This is a genomic window from Ruegeria sp. CRTD044 (genome assembly GCF_059613485.1).
Map to the genome: position 1 here is coordinate 258,371 of NZ_JBXWSP010000019.1, position 15,237 is coordinate 273,607.

The following is a 15,237-nucleotide window of genomic DNA, read 5'->3' on the forward strand; positions in this document are numbered from 1 at the left end:
TAGGAGAAAACACATGGCTTCGACTGCAAAGAACATTCTGATCGTCCTGACATCGCATGACCAGCTGGGCGACACCGGAGAAAAGACCGGGTTCTGGCTCGAGGAGTTGGCCGCTCCGTATTACGTGTTCAAGGATGCCGAGGCGGAACTGACGCTGGCCTCGCCCAAAGGCGGGCAGCCGCCGCTGGACCCCAAAAGCAGCGCACCCGACAGCCAGACCGACGATACCCGCCGGTTCGAGGCCGACCCCGAAGCGACGGCAGCATTGGCCAACACGGTCAAACTGTCCGAGGTGAACGCCCAGGACTATGATGCGATCTTCTATCCCGGTGGGCACGGGCCGCTGTGGGACCTTGTGTCGGATGAGAAATCGATTGATCTGATCGAGACGTTCTGGTCAGCGGGGAAACCGGTCAGCGCCGTGTGTCACGCCCCGATCGTTCTGGCGCACACCAAGGCCGCGGACGGGTCGCCGCTGGTCAAGGGTCGTACCGTCACCGGCTTCACGAATGAAGAAGAAGACGCCGTCGGCCTGACGAATATCGTGCCTTTGCTGGTCGAGGATACGATGAAGGACCGGGGCGCACAGTTCAGCAAGGTGGAGCCGTTCCAACCTCACGCGGTGCAGGACGGCAAACTGATCACCGGGCAGAACCCGGCTTCGTCCGCTGCGGTTGCGAGGAAAGTGCTTGAGGCGTTTGAGGCCTGAGGACGTTCAATGCGGAACAGGGCGGGGCGTGATGCGCCCCGCCCCTTCTTTGCGTCAGCTCGGCGCTTTGGTCTTGCGCAGATAGGGGAAGATCGTCTCGAACTCGCCGAACTTCTCCTTGGCTTCGTCATTCGAAACCGACGGCGGGATGATTACGTCTTCGCCCGGCACCCAGTTGGCCGGAGTGGCCACGCCCTTGGCGCTCATTTGCAGGCCGTCCAGCGCGCGCAGGATCTCGGCAAAGTTTCGGCCCACGGTCATCGGATAGGTCATCGACAGTTTCAGCTGCTTGTCCGGCCCGATGATGAAGACCGAGCGCACCGTGGCGCTGTCTGCCGGGGTTCGGCCGTCGGGCAGATATGCCTCGGCCGGCAGCATGTCGAAGGCTTTGGACACTGCCAGTCCGTCATCGGCGATGATCGGAAAGCCGGGGTTGGCCTTGCCATAGGCCTCGATGTCCTTCTTCCACTTCTTGTGGTCCTCGACTCCATCGACCGAAACACCGATCACCTTGGTGTTGCGCTTGGCCCATTCGTCGTTCAACTGCGCCACGGCCGAAAACTCGGTGGTGCAGACCGGAGTGAAATCCTTGGGGTGCGAGAACAGGATCGCCCAGCTGTCGCCGATCCAGTCGTGGAACTGGATGGTGCCCTGGTCCGTTTCAGCGGTGAAATTAGGGACGGTATCGTTGATGCGCAAACCCATGATGCATCTCCTTTCCTGTGAAAACCCGAGTCGGTTGGTGCAAACCTAATCACTTTGCCCTCAGGTTAAACCATTGATGTGGTACAGGGGCAAAAAACGTGCGATCAATAATTTGATCAAATTTCCAGAATTGCCTTGCCCCAAGGGGGCCGCAGTGACAGAGTGCCCCAGAAAACCGACCGCGCGGTCGAATGAATGCGGATCAAGAGGACACGCCATGATCGAGAAACGCGACTTTTACATCAACGGCCAGTGGGTCGCCCCCAGCCAGCCCAATGATTTTCAAGTGATCGACCCCTCGACCGAGGAGCCCTGCACGGTGATCTCGCTGGGCGGTCAGGCCGATACCGACGCGGCCGTGGCGGCGGCCAAGGCGGCGCTGCCGGGCTGGATGGCCACGCCGGTCGAAGAGCGCATCGCGCTGGTGGAAAAGCTGATCGAGATCTATCCCACCCGTGCCGAAGACCTCGCGCAGGCGATGTCGATGGAGATGGGCGCGCCGATCGACATGTCGCGCACCCAGCAGGTGGGCGCCGGCATCTGGCACCTGAAGAATTTCGTGCGTGCGGCCAAGAACTTCCAGTTCGAACGCCCCTTGGGCGATCACGCCCCCAATGACCGGATCATCTACGAGGCGGTCGGCGTCGCCGCGCTGATCACCCCTTGGAACTGGCCGATGAACCAGATCACGCTCAAGGTGGGCGCGGCGGCCATCGCGGGCTGCACCATGGTTCTGAAACCGTCCGAGCAAAGCCCGCTGAACGCGATGATCTTTGCCGAGATGATGCACGACGCGGGCTTCCCCGCCGGTGTCTTCAACCTTGTGAACGGGGACGGGGCCGGCGTGGGCACTCAGCTTTCGGGCCACCCCGACGTCGACATGGTCAGCTTCACCGGCTCGACCCGTGCGGGCACGGCGATCTCCAAGAACGCCGCCGACACGCTGAAGAAGGTGCATCTGGAGCTAGGCGGCAAGGGCGCCAACGTGATCTTTGCCGATGCCGATGACAAGGCGGTCAAGCGTGGCGTGCTGCACATGATGAACAACACCGGTCAGAGCTGCAACGCGCCCAGCCGGATGCTGGTGCAGCGTCCGATCTATGACCAAACGGTGGAAACCGCGGCCGAGGTGGCCAACAAGGTCACCGTGGGCCCGGCGAAGCAGGAAGGCCGCCATATCGGCCCCGTCGTGAACGAGCTGCAATGGACCAAGATTCAAGCCCTGATCCAGAAAGGCATCGACGAGGGTGCGCGCCTGGTCGCCGGCGGTCCCGGTCGGCCCGAAGGGTTCAACAAAGGCTATTTCGTGCGCCCCACCGTATTTGCCGACGCCAACAACCAGATGACCATCGCGCGCGAGGAAATCTTTGGCCCGGTCCTGACGATGATCCCCTTTGACACCGAGGAAGAGGCCATCGAGATCGCCAATGACACGCCCTATGGCCTGACCAACTATGTTCAGACGCAGGACGGTGCCCGCGCCAACCGCATGGCGCAGCACTTGCGCTCGGGCATGGTCGAGATGAACGGCCAATCGCGCGCTGCCGGTTCGCCCTTTGGCGGCATGAAACAGTCCGGCAACGGGCGTGAAGGCGGTGTCTGGGGACTTGAGGACTTCCTCGAGGTCAAAGCCGTCAGCGGCTGGACCCCGGAATAAACCCGGCACGGGAACGCAAAAATGCGGGGCAAGGCGCGGACAGGCGCCTTGCCCCGTTTGCGTCAGGCCGGGCGCACCACCAGTTGTGGTTCGCCGTTCGACGTGTGACGGGCCGACCGTCCGTCCCAGCCGATCTGACCGCTGACGCGCTGCCTGAATGAGGAGAAGCTGTCAAAGGTAACCACGTCGACCGGGGTGTCGAACTGCAGGGTGATCCGCCGCTGCGCACCGTCGCCCAGCATCGTCAGGCCGCGGATTTCCCCGGTAAAGGGCTGGCCCAGATAGGTGCCCCGCACGCGGTCTCCGACCTTCAGGTGCAGCCGGTTTCCGGCCATCGCGTGCAACGTGTTCCAGTCACGCGCGCCGTGTTGATGGGCGATCATCTCAAGCGATTGCGCATGGCTCAGGGCCACGCCAGCGCCACGCAGTTTCTCGCGCAGGCGTTTGGCCTGCACTTTCAGCTCGCCCACGGGGGCGATGTTTTGGGTCTGTGTCATGTCTTGCCTCGTTTCCATGAACGGGCGCGAGTATTGGACGGGGCTCGCCTTGCCATCCGCGCGCCGGGAAAGGGCAACAGATGTGGTTTGAACCGGGTTTCACCAAAGCCATAAGGCCGCGAGCGGCAGGAGACCCGAACCTGCGCGCCTTGTGGCAGGCGCGCGGGCCTTAGTCAATCAGGCATCGGCCTGCGCCGCCTCATAGGCCAGCATGGCGCGTTTGACGGGCAACCCCCAGTGATAGCCGCCCAGCCCCCCCGATTTGCGCAGCGCACGGTGGCAGGGGATCAGCCAGCTGACCGGGTTGCGGCCCACCGCCGTGCCCACCGCCCGCACCGCCTGCGGCGTGCCCACGGCCTGCGCGATCTGGGAATAGGTCGTCACCTGGCCCGAAGGGATCTGCATCAGCGCCTCCCACACCTTGATCTGCAAGGGTGAGCCGATCAGGTACAACGGCGTAGGCTCCAGCCGGTCGCTGGCCGCGCCGAAGGCCGACAGAACCCACGGGCGCAGGCGCATCGGATCCTCGACATAGTCGGCCAGGGGCCAGCGCGACAGCATGTCCTGCATCGCGGCCTCTTCGCCGGTCTCGGCGGCAAAGGCCATGCCGCAGATGCCCTTGGCCGTGCCCATCACCAGCGCCGGGCCAAAAGGGCTTTCGAACCAGCCCCAATAGATGGTCAGCCCCGCGCCCTTGCGGGCGAATTCGCCGGGGCTCATCGCCTCCCATTTCAGAAACAGGTCGTACAGGCGGCCGCTGCCGGACAGACCGACGCTGTGCGCGGTCTCCAGCATGGTGAAGCGCTCGCGCAGCAGCGCCTTGGCATGGCCCAGCGTCAGATATTGCTGGTAGCGTTTCGGCGACACGCCTGTCCAGCGCGAGAACAGGCGCTGGAAATGAGCGGGGCTCATGTCCATCTGGCGGGCCAGCTCTTCCAGCGGCAGCGACTCGCCGCCCTGGTCGATCAGCTCGATCGCGCGCCGCATCACGTTGTAGTGGTAACCGGATTCGGATGTCTGGACGTTCATGGCATTCACCTTGCTGTGGCTTGCCCCATCCTAGCCGGGCCGGGCCCGACGGTGCGACCCGAAACTTGCGCATTGCCGGTGCAGCGGGCTTTGGGCTTGTCACCCGGCACCGCGGGCGGCATTAAGGCCCGGATGGCAAAGCAGCTTGATTATCACACGATCCGCGAGATCTTTACCCGGTTCCAGCAGGCCGACCCCGAACCCAAGGGCGAGCTTGAGCATGTGAACGTGTATACGTTGGTCGTCGCCGTGGCGCTGTCGGCGCAGGCAACCGATGCAGGCGTCAACAAGGCTACCCGCGCGCTCTTCAAGATCGCCGATACCCCGCAGAAGATGCTCGACCTCGGCGAAGAGGGGCTGATCGAGCACATCAAGACCATCGGCCTGTTCCGCCAGAAGGCCAAGAACGTCATAAAAATGTCGCGCATTCTGGTCGAGGAATACGGCGGCGAGGTCCCCAACTCGCGCGCCGCGCTGCAGTCGCTGCCGGGCGTCGGGCGCAAGACCGCGAACGTGGTGCTGAACATGTGGTGGCGATACCCGGCGCAGGCGGTCGACACGCATATCTTTCGCGTCGGCAACCGCACCGGCATCTGCCCCGGCAAGGACGTGGACGCCGTGGAACGCGCCATCGAAGACAATATCCCTGTGGACTTTCAGCTTCACGCCCATCACTGGCTGATCCTGCACGGCCGGTACCACTGCAAGGCGCGCAAACCGCAATGCGGCACCTGCCTGATCCGCGACCTGTGCCAATTCGAGGACAAGACCCTATGAAAACCTATCACCTGACCGGCATCGGCAACGCCGTTGTGGACGTCATCTCTCAGGCCGACGACAGCTTTCTCGAGATGATGGGGATCGAGAAGGGCATCATGCAGCTGATCGAGCGGGAACGCGGCGAGGTGCTGTATGCGGCCATGGAAAACCGGGTGCAGACCCCGGGCGGTTCGGTGGCCAACACCATCGCGGGCGCGGGTGCTCTGGGACTGGACGCGGCCTTCATCGGGCGAGTGCACGATGATGCGCTGGGCCGGTTCTACGCCGATGCGATGAACGAGGACGGCGTGGATTTCGTGAACCCGCCGGTGCCTGGGGGCGAGCTGCCGACCTCGCGCTCGATGATCTTCGTGTCGCCCGATGGCGAACGGTCGATGAACACCTATTTGGGGATTTCGTCCGAACTGTCCTCGACGGACGTGCCGGCCGAGGTGGCGGGCAACAGCCAGATCATGTTCCTCGAGGGGTATCTGTTCGACAAGGAGAAGGGCAAGACCGCCTTCCTCGAGGCCGCGCGCGACTGCCGCAACGGCGGCGGCAAGACCGGCATCGCCATTTCCGACCCGTTCTGCGTCGAGCGTCACCGCACCGATTTCCTGCTGCTGATCGAACACGAACTGGATTTCGTGATCGGCAACGAGGCCGAGATAAAATCGCTGTTCGAGACCGATGACCTGGAAGAGGCGCTGGCCAAGACCGCTGCAATCTGCCCGTTAGTAGTCTGCACCCGTTCGGGCGATGGAGTGACGGTTCTGCACGACGGCACGCGCATCGATGTACCGGTCGAGAAAGTTGTGCCGGTGGACGCCACCGGCGCGGGCGACCAGTTCGCCGCCGGGTTCCTTTTCGGCATGGCGACGGGCCGCGACTATGAAACCTGCGCCAGAATAGGCAACGTCTGCGCCCGAGAAGTGATCAGCCATATCGGCCCGCGGCCGGATACCAACGTGCTGGAGTTGTTGCGGGAAGAAGGGTTGGTGTGATTGCTATGTAAGCAATAAGTTGCCACGAGCCATTCACAAGTCTTAGCTAAAGAAGTGAGAATCTAAGTTGACCAACCCAGACGACTCTGAGGAGCTCTGCCGCTGGGCGCGGATCATGAACAAATCACATGGCTATGGCGGAGTTTTTAATCATGAAACGCCTGAAGACAAAGCCATAGTGGAAGTGAGTACTGCAAACGAATGGCGACGAGCGGTCGCCTCCGAATTTGGATTAGCTGTTGGCGAGCCAGAGCAAAATCCACATGACCCGCCCGATTGCTTCGTTTAATTTTCGGGCCGTCGCCTGAGTGTTGAACTGGTCCAGCTTATTAACCCCAATCATAAGCGGCGCGCCTCAAACGGTGAGTCACCATACATGCGGCCATTGTTTGAGGACATGCAGTGGACGAAGTGTCGACTTATCTCCGAACTTAACGAACTCATCCGCAACAAGGGGGAAAAATACCAACAACGTGGAATTCAAATTGACGTTTTGTTGATTCACACCGCAGAAACTTGGCTGCGTTTCGATACGGCGAAAGAATGGCTCGATACGATTTCTATTCGACCGCACCGGAATATTGCCAACGCTTTCCTTCTATTTGAATATGAGCCGGGAAGAGGCACCAAATGCTGGCCAGTGTCTTTTCTCTATGGTGACTTAATTTCGGAAAAGAACGCAGGCTAAAATCCTACGTCAATGGTTTCCCGGCACTGAGCAAAACAAGACTTTTCACCCCCAGTACCGCCAAAACGCCTCCCTCACCCGCTCGTAGACCGCGCGCTTGAAGGGCACGATCTCGGCGATCAGGCGGTTGGGGTCCTGCCATGTCCAGCGGTTGAACTCGCGGCCGTTTCGATGTCGGTCTGATCGTCGCGGCCGGATACCAACGTGCTGGAGATGTTGCAGAAAGAAGGGTTGGTCTGAGGTCAAACCTACTTTTTAGGTTCGTTCGCGATCACGGTGGTCAAGGTGCGTGTCGTTCGGCTTCGGGTGATTGCGATCGCTCCAAGAACCAAAGCGCAGGCTATGGCTTGGGGCGCCGTGATTGCTTCGCCAAAAGCAACAAATCCGACCACGAACATCGTTGGCAATTCTATGCTTCCGACGACCGCGGTTTTAGAGGCGCCGATCAACGGCGAGCAGATCGTGTAGATGAGCTGCGGCACAAGCGCCGTGACCAGGCCGATCCCGACGATCAAGATCCAGTCGGATTGCCCCTCCGGGAGCAACTGTTGCACATCGGCACTCAGCATCAGCGGCAGGAGCCCAAGAACCGATCCCAAGGAAACCGAGGCTATGCGCGCAAGCGGCGCGATGCGGGACAGCCTGTGGACCAAAACACAAATACCGAAACCAAAGCCGAACGGGGCCGCCAGTGCCACTAAAAGAGTAGGTATGTGTTGTGGGGACACGGATGCGGGCGAACCAGCAATGATTGCCGCCAGAACGATAAGGCCAGAAGCGAGCAAGGCGCGCCGCGTGGCTGGATCAGAGAAAAGCGCCCAGGCAATGACCAATGTAAAAACCGGATAGGTCATGTAGAGCACGCCCACGGTTGACGCGGGCAAGGCCTCCAAAGCGGTTACGTATCCAATCCACCCAAGTCCCATCACGGCTCCTGCCGAAAGGCCCCAACAAATCTCGCGCCAAGCTTTGCGGTGCATGACGAGAACGGGCAGCAGCAGAATTGCCGCGACGATGTAGCGGTAGAATGCGACGGCATAGGGTGCGACGCCCTGCTGCGTCAGCCCTCTGCTGAAATAGGGCACCAGCCCAAAGCAGATCGACGCGAAAAGAACGCCTGCAACCGCAAGCGCATAGGGAATAGCCGGTCCGGTTTGTGTTGAGGTCTTTGCCATGAACAAGGGCTAGCACAGGTTCGCGAAATCCATAACAGAGTTCCATGGACTAGGCACCTTGTCCGCAACCCGGAACCCGCTTGACCGAGTTCTAGTTCACCCCAAATACCTCCGAAACGCCTCCATTACCCGCTCATAGACCTCGCGCTTGAAGGGCACGATCTCGGCGATCAGACGGTCGGGGTCCTGCCATTTCCAGCGGGTGAATTCAGGGTGGTCTGTCTGAATATTGATCTGGTCGTCTTCCCCCAGGAACCGCAACAGGAACCATTTCTGCTCTTGCCCCCGGAAGCGGCCCTTCCAGATCTTGGGTACGATGTCATGCGGCAGGTCGTAGGGCAGCCAGTCGTCGGTCTCGGCCACGATTTCCACGAGGTCGGGGGTGACGCCGATTTCCTCCTGCAACTCGCGTAGCGCCGCCGCGCGCGGGGTCTCGCCTTCGTCCACGCCACCTTGGGGCATCTGCCAGGCGTCCTCGAACCGGTCATTGCGCTGGCCGACGAAAATCTGACCCTGATCGTTCATCAGCATCAGGCCGACGCAGGGGCGATAGGGCAGTTTGGCGATCTGTTCTGGGGTCATGGGCGGGCCTCGTAATGTGGTTGGCCAAGCTGTAGCAACTGGCAAAGCGGCGGCAAAGGGGGTGACGTCAGGTTTCGCGTGACACCGGCGCGGTGCGGCGCGATTGTCGGGCCCGAATTGAGGGAGAGTTTCAAGATGACTGCGTACCCGAACCTGCTGGCCCCTCTGGATCTGGGCTTTACCACGTTGAAGAACCGGGTCCTGATGGGCTCGATGCATACCGGGCTGGAAGAAACCGGCGACTGGAACCGGGTGGCCGAGTTCTATGCCTCGCGCGCACGTGGTGGCGTGGCGCTGATGGTGACGGGCGGCATCGGGCCGAACCTCGAAGGCTCGGTCCTGCCGGGGGCGGCGATGATGGCCAGCGACAAGGATGTGGCCAATCATTCCGTCGTCACCGACCGGGTGCATCAGGCGGGCGGCAAGATCGCCATGCAGATCCTGCATGCAGGCCGCTATGCCTATGGCCCGAAATGCGTGGCCCCCAGTCCGGTGAAGTCGCCAATCTCGCCCTTCCCCCCCAACGAGCTGGACGAAGAGGGCATCGAGAAGCAGATCAGCGACATCGTGAACGCCGCCGTGCTGGCCCAGAAGGCGGGCTATGACGGGGTCGAGATCATGGGGTCCGAGGGGTATTTCATCAACCAGTTCCTGGTGACCCATACCAACAAGCGCACCGACCGCTGGGGCGGATCCTATGAGAACCGCATGCGCCTGCCGCTGGAAATCGTGCGCCGCACCCGCGCGGCGGTGGGGACCGATTTCATCATCATCTACCGGCTGTCGATGATCGACCTTGTGCCGAATGGTTCGACCCATGAAGAGGTGGTGGAACTTGCGCAGCGGATCGAAGAGGCCGGGGCGACGATCATCAACACCGGCATCGGCTGGCACGAGGCGCGGATTCCGACCATCGCCACCTCGGTGCCGCGCGCGGCCTTTGCCTGGGTGACGAAGAAGCTGATGGGCAAGGTGGGGATTCCGGTCATCACCTCGAACCGGATCAACACGCCGGAAGTGGCCGAGCAGGTGCTGGCCGAGGGCTGCGCCGACATGGTCTCGCTGGCGCGGCCGATGCTGGCTGATGCGGATTTCGTGGCCAAGGCGATAGCCGGCGATTCGGCCACGATCGCGCCTTGCATCGCCTGCAACCAGGCCTGCCTGGATCACACCTTCAGCGGCAAGCTGACCTCCTGCCTTGTGAACCCGCGCGCCTGCCACGAGACCGAGCTGGTGATCGAGAAAACCGACACGCCCAAGCGCGTGGCCGTCGTGGGTGCGGGTCCGGCGGGCCTGTCCACCGCGATGACGGCGGCGGATCGCGGCCATGACGTGACCGTGTTTGACAAGGCCGACGAGATCGGCGGCCAGTTGAACATGGCCAAGCAGGTGCCCGGCAAGGAAGAATTCTGGGGGCTGGTGGACTGGTATCGCACCATGCTGGACACGCTAGGCGTCAAGGTGGAACTGGGCCGCGAGGTTGGTGCCGATGATCTGGCCGGGTTCGACGAGGTGGTGATCGCCACCGGCGTCAACCCGCGCGACCCGCAGATCCCCGGCCAGGATCGCGACAATGTCGTGAACTATATCGACGTGCTGCGCGACAAGGCCCCGGTGGGCAAGTCGGCGGCGGTGATCGGCGCGGGCGGCATCGGCTTTGACGTGTCGGAATACCTGCTGGAAGAAGGCCATTCGCCCACCACCGACCTGCCGCTGTGGATGAAGGAGTGGGGCGTCGCCGACCCTGAACAGCACCGCTCTGGCCTCGCGCCCGAAGGCCCCCAGCCCGAGGCGCCCAAGCGGCAGGTCACGCTGCTGCAGCGCAAGAAACAGGCGCATGGCAAGGGGCTTGGCAAGACCACCGGCTGGATCCACCGCGCGACACTGAAGATGAAGGATGTGAACTTCGTGGGCGGCGTGAACTATGAGCGCATCGACGACGAGGGGCTGCATGTCTCGTTCGGAGAAGAGCGCGCCGACCCGACCGTCATCAAGGCGGACACGATCGTTCTGTGCGCCGGACAGGTGCCCGAGCGGTCGCTGGCCGATGCGCTGATCGAACGCGGGATCACCCCGCATGTGATCGGCGGCGCGGATGTGGCGGCCGAACTGGACGCCAAGCGGGCGATCAATCAAGGCACAAGGCTCGCGGCCGCACTGTAGGGAAGGCCCGTTCCGTCCACTGCCGCCAACGCGCGGGCGCTAAGACACAAGAAAGCCACCCGAGCGATGCCCTGGCGGCTTTCTTGTGAGTTAAGCCAGTTCCGCGCCTTATACGGAAAAAGTTAGACCTGTCTCGTCCTCGAACCGTACCAGGTATTCCTGGTAATCCCGAAAGGCGCGGCGCAGCAGAATCTGTGACGCCGGCTTCGCGCGCCAGGGCTTCTTGCCTCCGATATAGTGCCACATCTTCGGGTTCCGGCTTGCCTGTTTCAGTTGGTTTCGAAATTCGGCAGAGGTATGCCGGAATTTCGGACTGTGCGCGTCGTACCAAATCTGCGGTCGCGTGTTCCATTGCTGAGGGAGTCTGAGCCACTGGCCCGCGAAAATCTGGTTCATCCGATCCTGCTCGGGCAGATCGTGGATATGCGGGATCAGCTTGTCGAAATTGCCCAGCTCCTTGCCCGCGGGTGAATTCCGGATCGCTTCGCAATCCATCAGAAGGATGCCCGCGTTGAAGTAGTTCTCGCCGGGCAGAAAGCCCAACCGGATGCTGCGCAAAACGCGTGTGACCGACTTTTGGTGTTCGTGCCCCGGTCTCAGAACACTCTGCAGGGATGGGCGCAGAAAGCGGCCTTCGCCCAACGTGACCAATCCCATGTCGACGCAGGCCCCGATCCCGTGGCCACTCATGTCGAGCTCCTGCAACTCGCAGACGTCGCCCAGCACAAGAGTGTCGGCGTCAATGAACAGACACCGGCCCGAAAAGAATTCGGGCAGAAACAACGGCAGCAGCGTGATTTTCGGGTATTTCGTCTTGAACTCAGAAAACCGGCCGAGCGTTTCGGACTGGAACTCCCGGTAACAAACCGTGCCGTTGTCGACCGCACGATCCAGCTGGTCGACGGCTGCGATGTCTTGTGCGGTAAAATCCTGACCGAAAACGGTAACGTCAACAGGCCGGCTGGCGTTCTTGACCACGGAATAGGCCGACAGCAATGCGGGATACAGAAAGTTCCGGTCGACCCCAAAAACAACGTTCATTCAAATACCATGGCTCCGCCCCCGATCAGAATCGTGTATAGGCGACGCAAGCACATGTAATCAAACCGAAACCGTCCCGCCGCTCTCGGCGGGTTGGTCCCGGCGCTGCGGTTGACCGGTCCGGGTTATTCCACAGTGATCGTTATCACCTCGGAAACGATCGGCGTCGCGTGAGGCACATGACCCGCATCGCCCAGGACCAGTTGCAACGTGTGCGTCCCGGGGGCAAGCTCCAACGTGACTTCGGTCTGACCACCACCGAAATGCAGGTGGTTGTCATCGGCCGGCAGCCCATATGCCAGTTCGTCGGCCCCGTCCTCACCCTGACCCAATGGGGGGCGATCGATCAGCAAATGGTGATGGCCGGTGTTTTCCTTTTCGGTCCCGGCTGGCGCAACGCCCATACCGCGGAGTCCAAATACCACCGTCACCGGTGACGTTACCGTGTCGCCGTCCGACAGGTTGACGAAATAGACCTCGGCATCGGGGTTCGAAGGTGTCTCCCCTCCGGCCCAGGCCAAGGGGGCAAACAGGCAAAAAATAGTTGCTAGAATGGCTTTCATGATCTCCTCCCTGGTCACAAAAATGCCATTCTGACTTTAGCACGTTGCGAGAGATAACCAGAAAAGAACACGCAAACAGGGGGCGGATGCAGGCGGGAAACCACTGTTTCCGCGTTTCCGAAGCGCAAACGATCCGATTCAAAACCCTGATATTATCCCATGTCTGCCCAGTTTCCGCCCAGATTGGAGGCGATGGTCGGTCAACGAACAGACGACCTGGGGAACGAGAATGGACCGACTGACAGAAATGGAGGCCTTCGCCAACGTGGTGGACCAAGGCGGTTTCACCGACGCGGCCAAAAAGATGGGCATTTCCAAATCAGCCGTGTCAAAGCACGTGTCGAGCTTGGAGGCCCGCTTGGGCGCGCGTTTGCTGAACCGCACGACGCGCCGCGTGTCGCCGACCGAGATCGGGCTGGCCTATTACGACCGCGCACGCCGTGTGCTGAATGATGCGGGCGAAGCCGACGCGCTGGTGACGTCGATGCAATCGGCGCCTTCAGGTCTGCTGCGCATCAGTGTGGCCACTGACTTCGGGGTGAACCACCTGTCGCCCGTGCTGTCCGGTTTCCTGGCGGCCTATCCCGACATCACCGTGAACATGGTCTTGAACAATCGCTATGTCGAGCTGATTTCCGAAGGGTTCGACGTGGCCGTGCGCATCGGCGAGCTGGAAGACAGCACCCTGCGCGCGCGCAAGCTGACCGAGACGGTCAAGCGTATGGTTGCGGCCCCCAGCTATATCGAGAAGTTCGGGCGGCCGGCAAAGATCGATGACCTCAACGAACACAAGCTGCTGCATTACTCCAGCCAGTCCTCGGGCAACGTCTGGAAGTTGACCGCGCCCTCGGGCGAGAAGAGGCAGGTGCGCACGGCCGGTTGGCTGAGCGTGAACGACGGTCAATCCCTGTTGAATGCGGCCATCTCGGGCCTCGGAATCGCTTATCTGCCCAGCTATCTCTACGCGGACGCGCTGAAATCCGGCCAGGTGGTCGACGCGATGCCGTCGCTGCCGGACGAAGTCCAGGGTGTCTATGCGGTGTACCCGCCGGGCCGGTTCACCCAGCCAAAGGTGCGAGCGTTCATTGATTTCCTTGTCGAGTCCTTTGCCGAAAAAGGTCCGATGGATTGGTAAGACCTCCCAGTGAAGACTGACCGGCCCGCGCAAATTGCGCGGGCTTTTTTTCGTAGTCAGTTCAACAGCAGAACAGCCTCGACCCGGCGGTTCTGTTCGCGCCCTTCCGGGGTGGCGTTCGAAACGATCGGGGCGAGGTAGCCGACACCCTGCGCCTGCACGCGGTCTTCGGCCACTCCATGTGCCTCGATCAATCGCGCACGGACAGCCTGGGCGCGGCGTGTGCTGACCTCGATATTGGCCTGCAGGTCGCCGGTGTCGTCGGTGTGCCCAACCAGCGCCAGCCGCGCGCCGGGGGTCTCGGCCAGGTAGCCGGCCAGCAGGCCCAGCGACTCAAACGGCCCGGCCCCCAAGGCGACCTCGCCCGTCTCAAAGCTGAGATCGCCGAGTATCACGTGACCATCCCGCACTAGGCTGGCAACCAGCCCGTCGCTGCCAATCACCGTTTCCTCGACCACCAGCGGCGGTGGGGTCTGACCCTTCGGAGTGACGCGGATCATCTGCACATACCCGTCGGGCTGGTTTCGGCTGATCAGCAAGGTCAGGGCTTCGGCTCCGCGAGTGGCTGACAGAAATCGATAATCATTGATTGCCACATACATGTCGGGCGTCGGCACCACCTCGGTTCCAAAACGGAAGTCGAACCCACCGCAAGTGCGGGCCTCACATTCGAAAGCGATCTCAAAACCCTGCGCCTTGAGCTGATCCCGCAGCGGGTCGAGGATCTGCAGCGTCGTGCTGGAACCGGCCTGCAGCCGCCATGTGGTGCGCTCGATCCGGCCTTCGACCGTGCGCGCGGGAACGGCGTTGTCTGCAAACGGGCCGGTCGGCACTTGGTAGCTGTCCAACGGGCTGACGCGCTGGCTGATTTGTCGCGCACTCGCCGGCAGCGACAGGTCCTGCGCCGCCACAGGACCCGCGATCAGACAGAAAAGAAGGACAGTAAATCGGATCATCGAAACTGCGCGTGATACTCGTCATTGGGCACCATCGCCGTGGCACTGGCGACCCGGTTGGACATGTTGAAGAAGCCCGCAACGTTTGCGATGTCCCAGATGTCGCGGTCGGTGAACCCCGCATCGCGCAGGCGCTGTCGGTCCGGTTCCTCGATCTCGGCGCTGGCTGTGGTCATCTTGGCAGCGAAGTCCAGCATCGCGCGCTGACGGGCATCCAGAGGCGCCACACGGTAGTTCATCACCAGCATTTCACCCAGCTTGGGATCACCTGACAGCTGACGCACGGCGGCACCATGGGCAACCAGGCAATAGAAGCACCGGTTGATCGACGAGACCACGACCGCGATCATCTCACGTTCCAGCTTGCTGAGCCCGCTGTCCGCCAGCATCAGGTCATTGTACATGCCCGTGAACGCGTTCAGCTTGTCGATGTCAAAGGCGTTTGCCTTCAGCACGTTGGGGACCATGCCCAGCTTCTCGACGCAGATATCGAAGTATTTCTGAGTCTCGGGCGGCAGCGGATCCACCATTGGCAGGTCAAGCGCGGTGGGCATGTCTCGATCGGTCACGTCTG

Annotated in this window: 17 protein-coding genes; 8 read left to right on the forward strand and 9 right to left on the reverse strand. The window is 61.7% G+C overall.

The features are described 5' to 3' along the window. Positions 1 to 13 precede the first annotated feature (13 nt). A complete protein-coding gene (locus AC2FNL_RS17520) occupies positions 14 to 709 on the forward strand; it encodes a type 1 glutamine amidotransferase domain-containing protein (protein ID WP_496834511.1) in 696 nt (231 codons plus the stop codon). A gap of 54 nt (positions 710 to 763) precedes the next feature. Here the strand turns inward: AC2FNL_RS17520 and AC2FNL_RS17525 are convergent, their stop codons facing one another. Continuing rightward, positions 764 to 1,414 (reverse strand): peroxiredoxin, encoded by a 651-nt coding sequence (locus AC2FNL_RS17525; RefSeq protein ID WP_093964131.1) that lies wholly within the window; start codon positions 1,412 to 1,414, stop codon positions 764 to 766. A 217-nt stretch (positions 1,415 to 1,631) separates the two neighbouring features. Between AC2FNL_RS17525 and AC2FNL_RS17530 the strand changes: the two genes are divergently transcribed. Beyond that, positions 1,632 to 3,071 carry an aldehyde dehydrogenase family protein gene (locus tag AC2FNL_RS17530; RefSeq protein WP_496834512.1) on the forward strand — a complete coding sequence of 480 codons (1,440 nt, stop codon included), beginning with the start codon at positions 1,632 to 1,634 and terminating at the stop codon, positions 3,069 to 3,071. 62 nt (positions 3,072 to 3,133) lie between these two features. Here AC2FNL_RS17530 and AC2FNL_RS17535 read toward each other — a convergent pair whose 3' ends face one another. Beyond that, the gene (locus AC2FNL_RS17535) at positions 3,134 to 3,568 is read right to left on the reverse strand and encodes a glyoxalase superfamily protein (protein WP_496834513.1); all 435 of its coding nucleotides are present in this window, start codon (positions 3,566 to 3,568) and stop codon (positions 3,134 to 3,136) included. Positions 3,569 to 3,745: 177 nt separating this feature from the next. Next, the gene (locus tag AC2FNL_RS17540; RefSeq protein WP_496834514.1) at positions 3,746 to 4,597 is read right to left on the reverse strand and encodes a methylated-DNA--[protein]-cysteine S-methyltransferase; all 852 of its coding nucleotides are present in this window, start codon (positions 4,595 to 4,597) and stop codon (positions 3,746 to 3,748) included. A 132-nt stretch (positions 4,598 to 4,729) separates the two neighbouring features. On the opposite strand from AC2FNL_RS17540, the gene nth reads away from it, so the two are divergent. The 4 genes from nth (at position 4,730) to AC2FNL_RS17560 (ending at position 7,048) form a co-directional block, all read left to right on the forward strand. After that, positions 4,730 to 5,374 carry an endonuclease III gene (gene nth, locus AC2FNL_RS17545; protein WP_040633580.1) on the forward strand — a complete coding sequence of 215 codons (645 nt, stop codon included), beginning with the start codon at positions 4,730 to 4,732 and terminating at the stop codon, positions 5,372 to 5,374. Then, on the forward strand, positions 5,371 to 6,360 hold the full coding sequence (locus AC2FNL_RS17550) for an adenosine kinase (protein ID WP_093964127.1): 990 nt from the start codon (positions 5,371 to 5,373) through the stop codon (positions 6,358 to 6,360). Before nth ends, AC2FNL_RS17550 begins: the two co-directional genes overlap by 4 nt. Before the next feature lie 67 nt (positions 6,361 to 6,427). Further along, positions 6,428 to 6,649, forward strand: coding sequence for a hypothetical protein (locus tag AC2FNL_RS17555; protein WP_496834515.1), 222 nt, complete (start codon positions 6,428 to 6,430; stop codon positions 6,647 to 6,649). 108 nt (positions 6,650 to 6,757) lie between these two features. Next, on the forward strand, positions 6,758 to 7,048 hold the full coding sequence (locus AC2FNL_RS17560; RefSeq protein ID WP_496834516.1) for a hypothetical protein: 291 nt from the start codon (positions 6,758 to 6,760) through the stop codon (positions 7,046 to 7,048). Positions 7,049 to 7,296: 248 nt separating this feature from the next. Here the strand turns inward: AC2FNL_RS17560 and AC2FNL_RS17565 are convergent, their stop codons facing one another. Together AC2FNL_RS17565 and AC2FNL_RS17570 are read right to left on the reverse strand one after the other, a co-directional pair. Then, a complete protein-coding gene (locus tag AC2FNL_RS17565) occupies positions 7,297 to 8,223 on the reverse strand; it encodes a DMT family transporter (RefSeq protein WP_093964126.1) in 927 nt (308 codons plus the stop codon). A 96-nt stretch (positions 8,224 to 8,319) separates the two neighbouring features. Next, a complete protein-coding gene (locus tag AC2FNL_RS17570) occupies positions 8,320 to 8,805 on the reverse strand; it encodes an RNA pyrophosphohydrolase (RefSeq protein ID WP_496834517.1) in 486 nt (161 codons plus the stop codon). A 135-nt stretch (positions 8,806 to 8,940) separates the two neighbouring features. Between AC2FNL_RS17570 and AC2FNL_RS17575 the strand changes: the two genes are divergently transcribed. Further along, positions 8,941 to 10,968 carry an FAD-dependent oxidoreductase gene (locus AC2FNL_RS17575; RefSeq protein WP_496834518.1) on the forward strand — a complete coding sequence of 676 codons (2,028 nt, stop codon included), beginning with the start codon at positions 8,941 to 8,943 and terminating at the stop codon, positions 10,966 to 10,968. 108 nt (positions 10,969 to 11,076) lie between these two features. Here the strand turns inward: AC2FNL_RS17575 and AC2FNL_RS17580 are convergent, their stop codons facing one another. Both AC2FNL_RS17580 and AC2FNL_RS17585 read right to left on the reverse strand, forming a co-directional pair. Beyond that, the gene (locus AC2FNL_RS17580; RefSeq protein WP_496834519.1) at positions 11,077 to 12,009 is read right to left on the reverse strand and encodes a glycosyltransferase family 8 protein; all 933 of its coding nucleotides are present in this window, start codon (positions 12,007 to 12,009) and stop codon (positions 11,077 to 11,079) included. Between the two features lie 125 nt (positions 12,010 to 12,134). Then, the gene (locus tag AC2FNL_RS17585; protein WP_170341071.1) at positions 12,135 to 12,572 is read right to left on the reverse strand and encodes a DUF4399 domain-containing protein; all 438 of its coding nucleotides are present in this window, start codon (positions 12,570 to 12,572) and stop codon (positions 12,135 to 12,137) included. A 229-nt stretch (positions 12,573 to 12,801) separates the two neighbouring features. Between AC2FNL_RS17585 and AC2FNL_RS17590 the strand changes: the two genes are divergently transcribed. Further along, positions 12,802 to 13,707 carry a LysR family transcriptional regulator gene (locus tag AC2FNL_RS17590; RefSeq protein WP_093964122.1) on the forward strand — a complete coding sequence of 302 codons (906 nt, stop codon included), beginning with the start codon at positions 12,802 to 12,804 and terminating at the stop codon, positions 13,705 to 13,707. A 56-nt stretch (positions 13,708 to 13,763) separates the two neighbouring features. On the opposite strand, the gene AC2FNL_RS17595 is transcribed toward AC2FNL_RS17590, so the two are convergent. Together AC2FNL_RS17595 and AC2FNL_RS17600 are read right to left on the reverse strand one after the other, a co-directional pair. Then, on the reverse strand, positions 13,764 to 14,663 hold the full coding sequence (locus tag AC2FNL_RS17595; protein ID WP_496834520.1) for an OmpA family protein: 900 nt from the start codon (positions 14,661 to 14,663) through the stop codon (positions 13,764 to 13,766). Continuing rightward, complete coding sequence (locus tag AC2FNL_RS17600; RefSeq protein ID WP_170360556.1) at positions 14,660 to 15,232, reverse strand: peroxidase-related enzyme; 573 nt, start codon at positions 15,230 to 15,232, stop codon at positions 14,660 to 14,662. Before AC2FNL_RS17600 ends, AC2FNL_RS17595 begins: the two co-directional genes overlap by 4 nt. Positions 15,233 to 15,237: the final 5 nt, after the last annotated feature.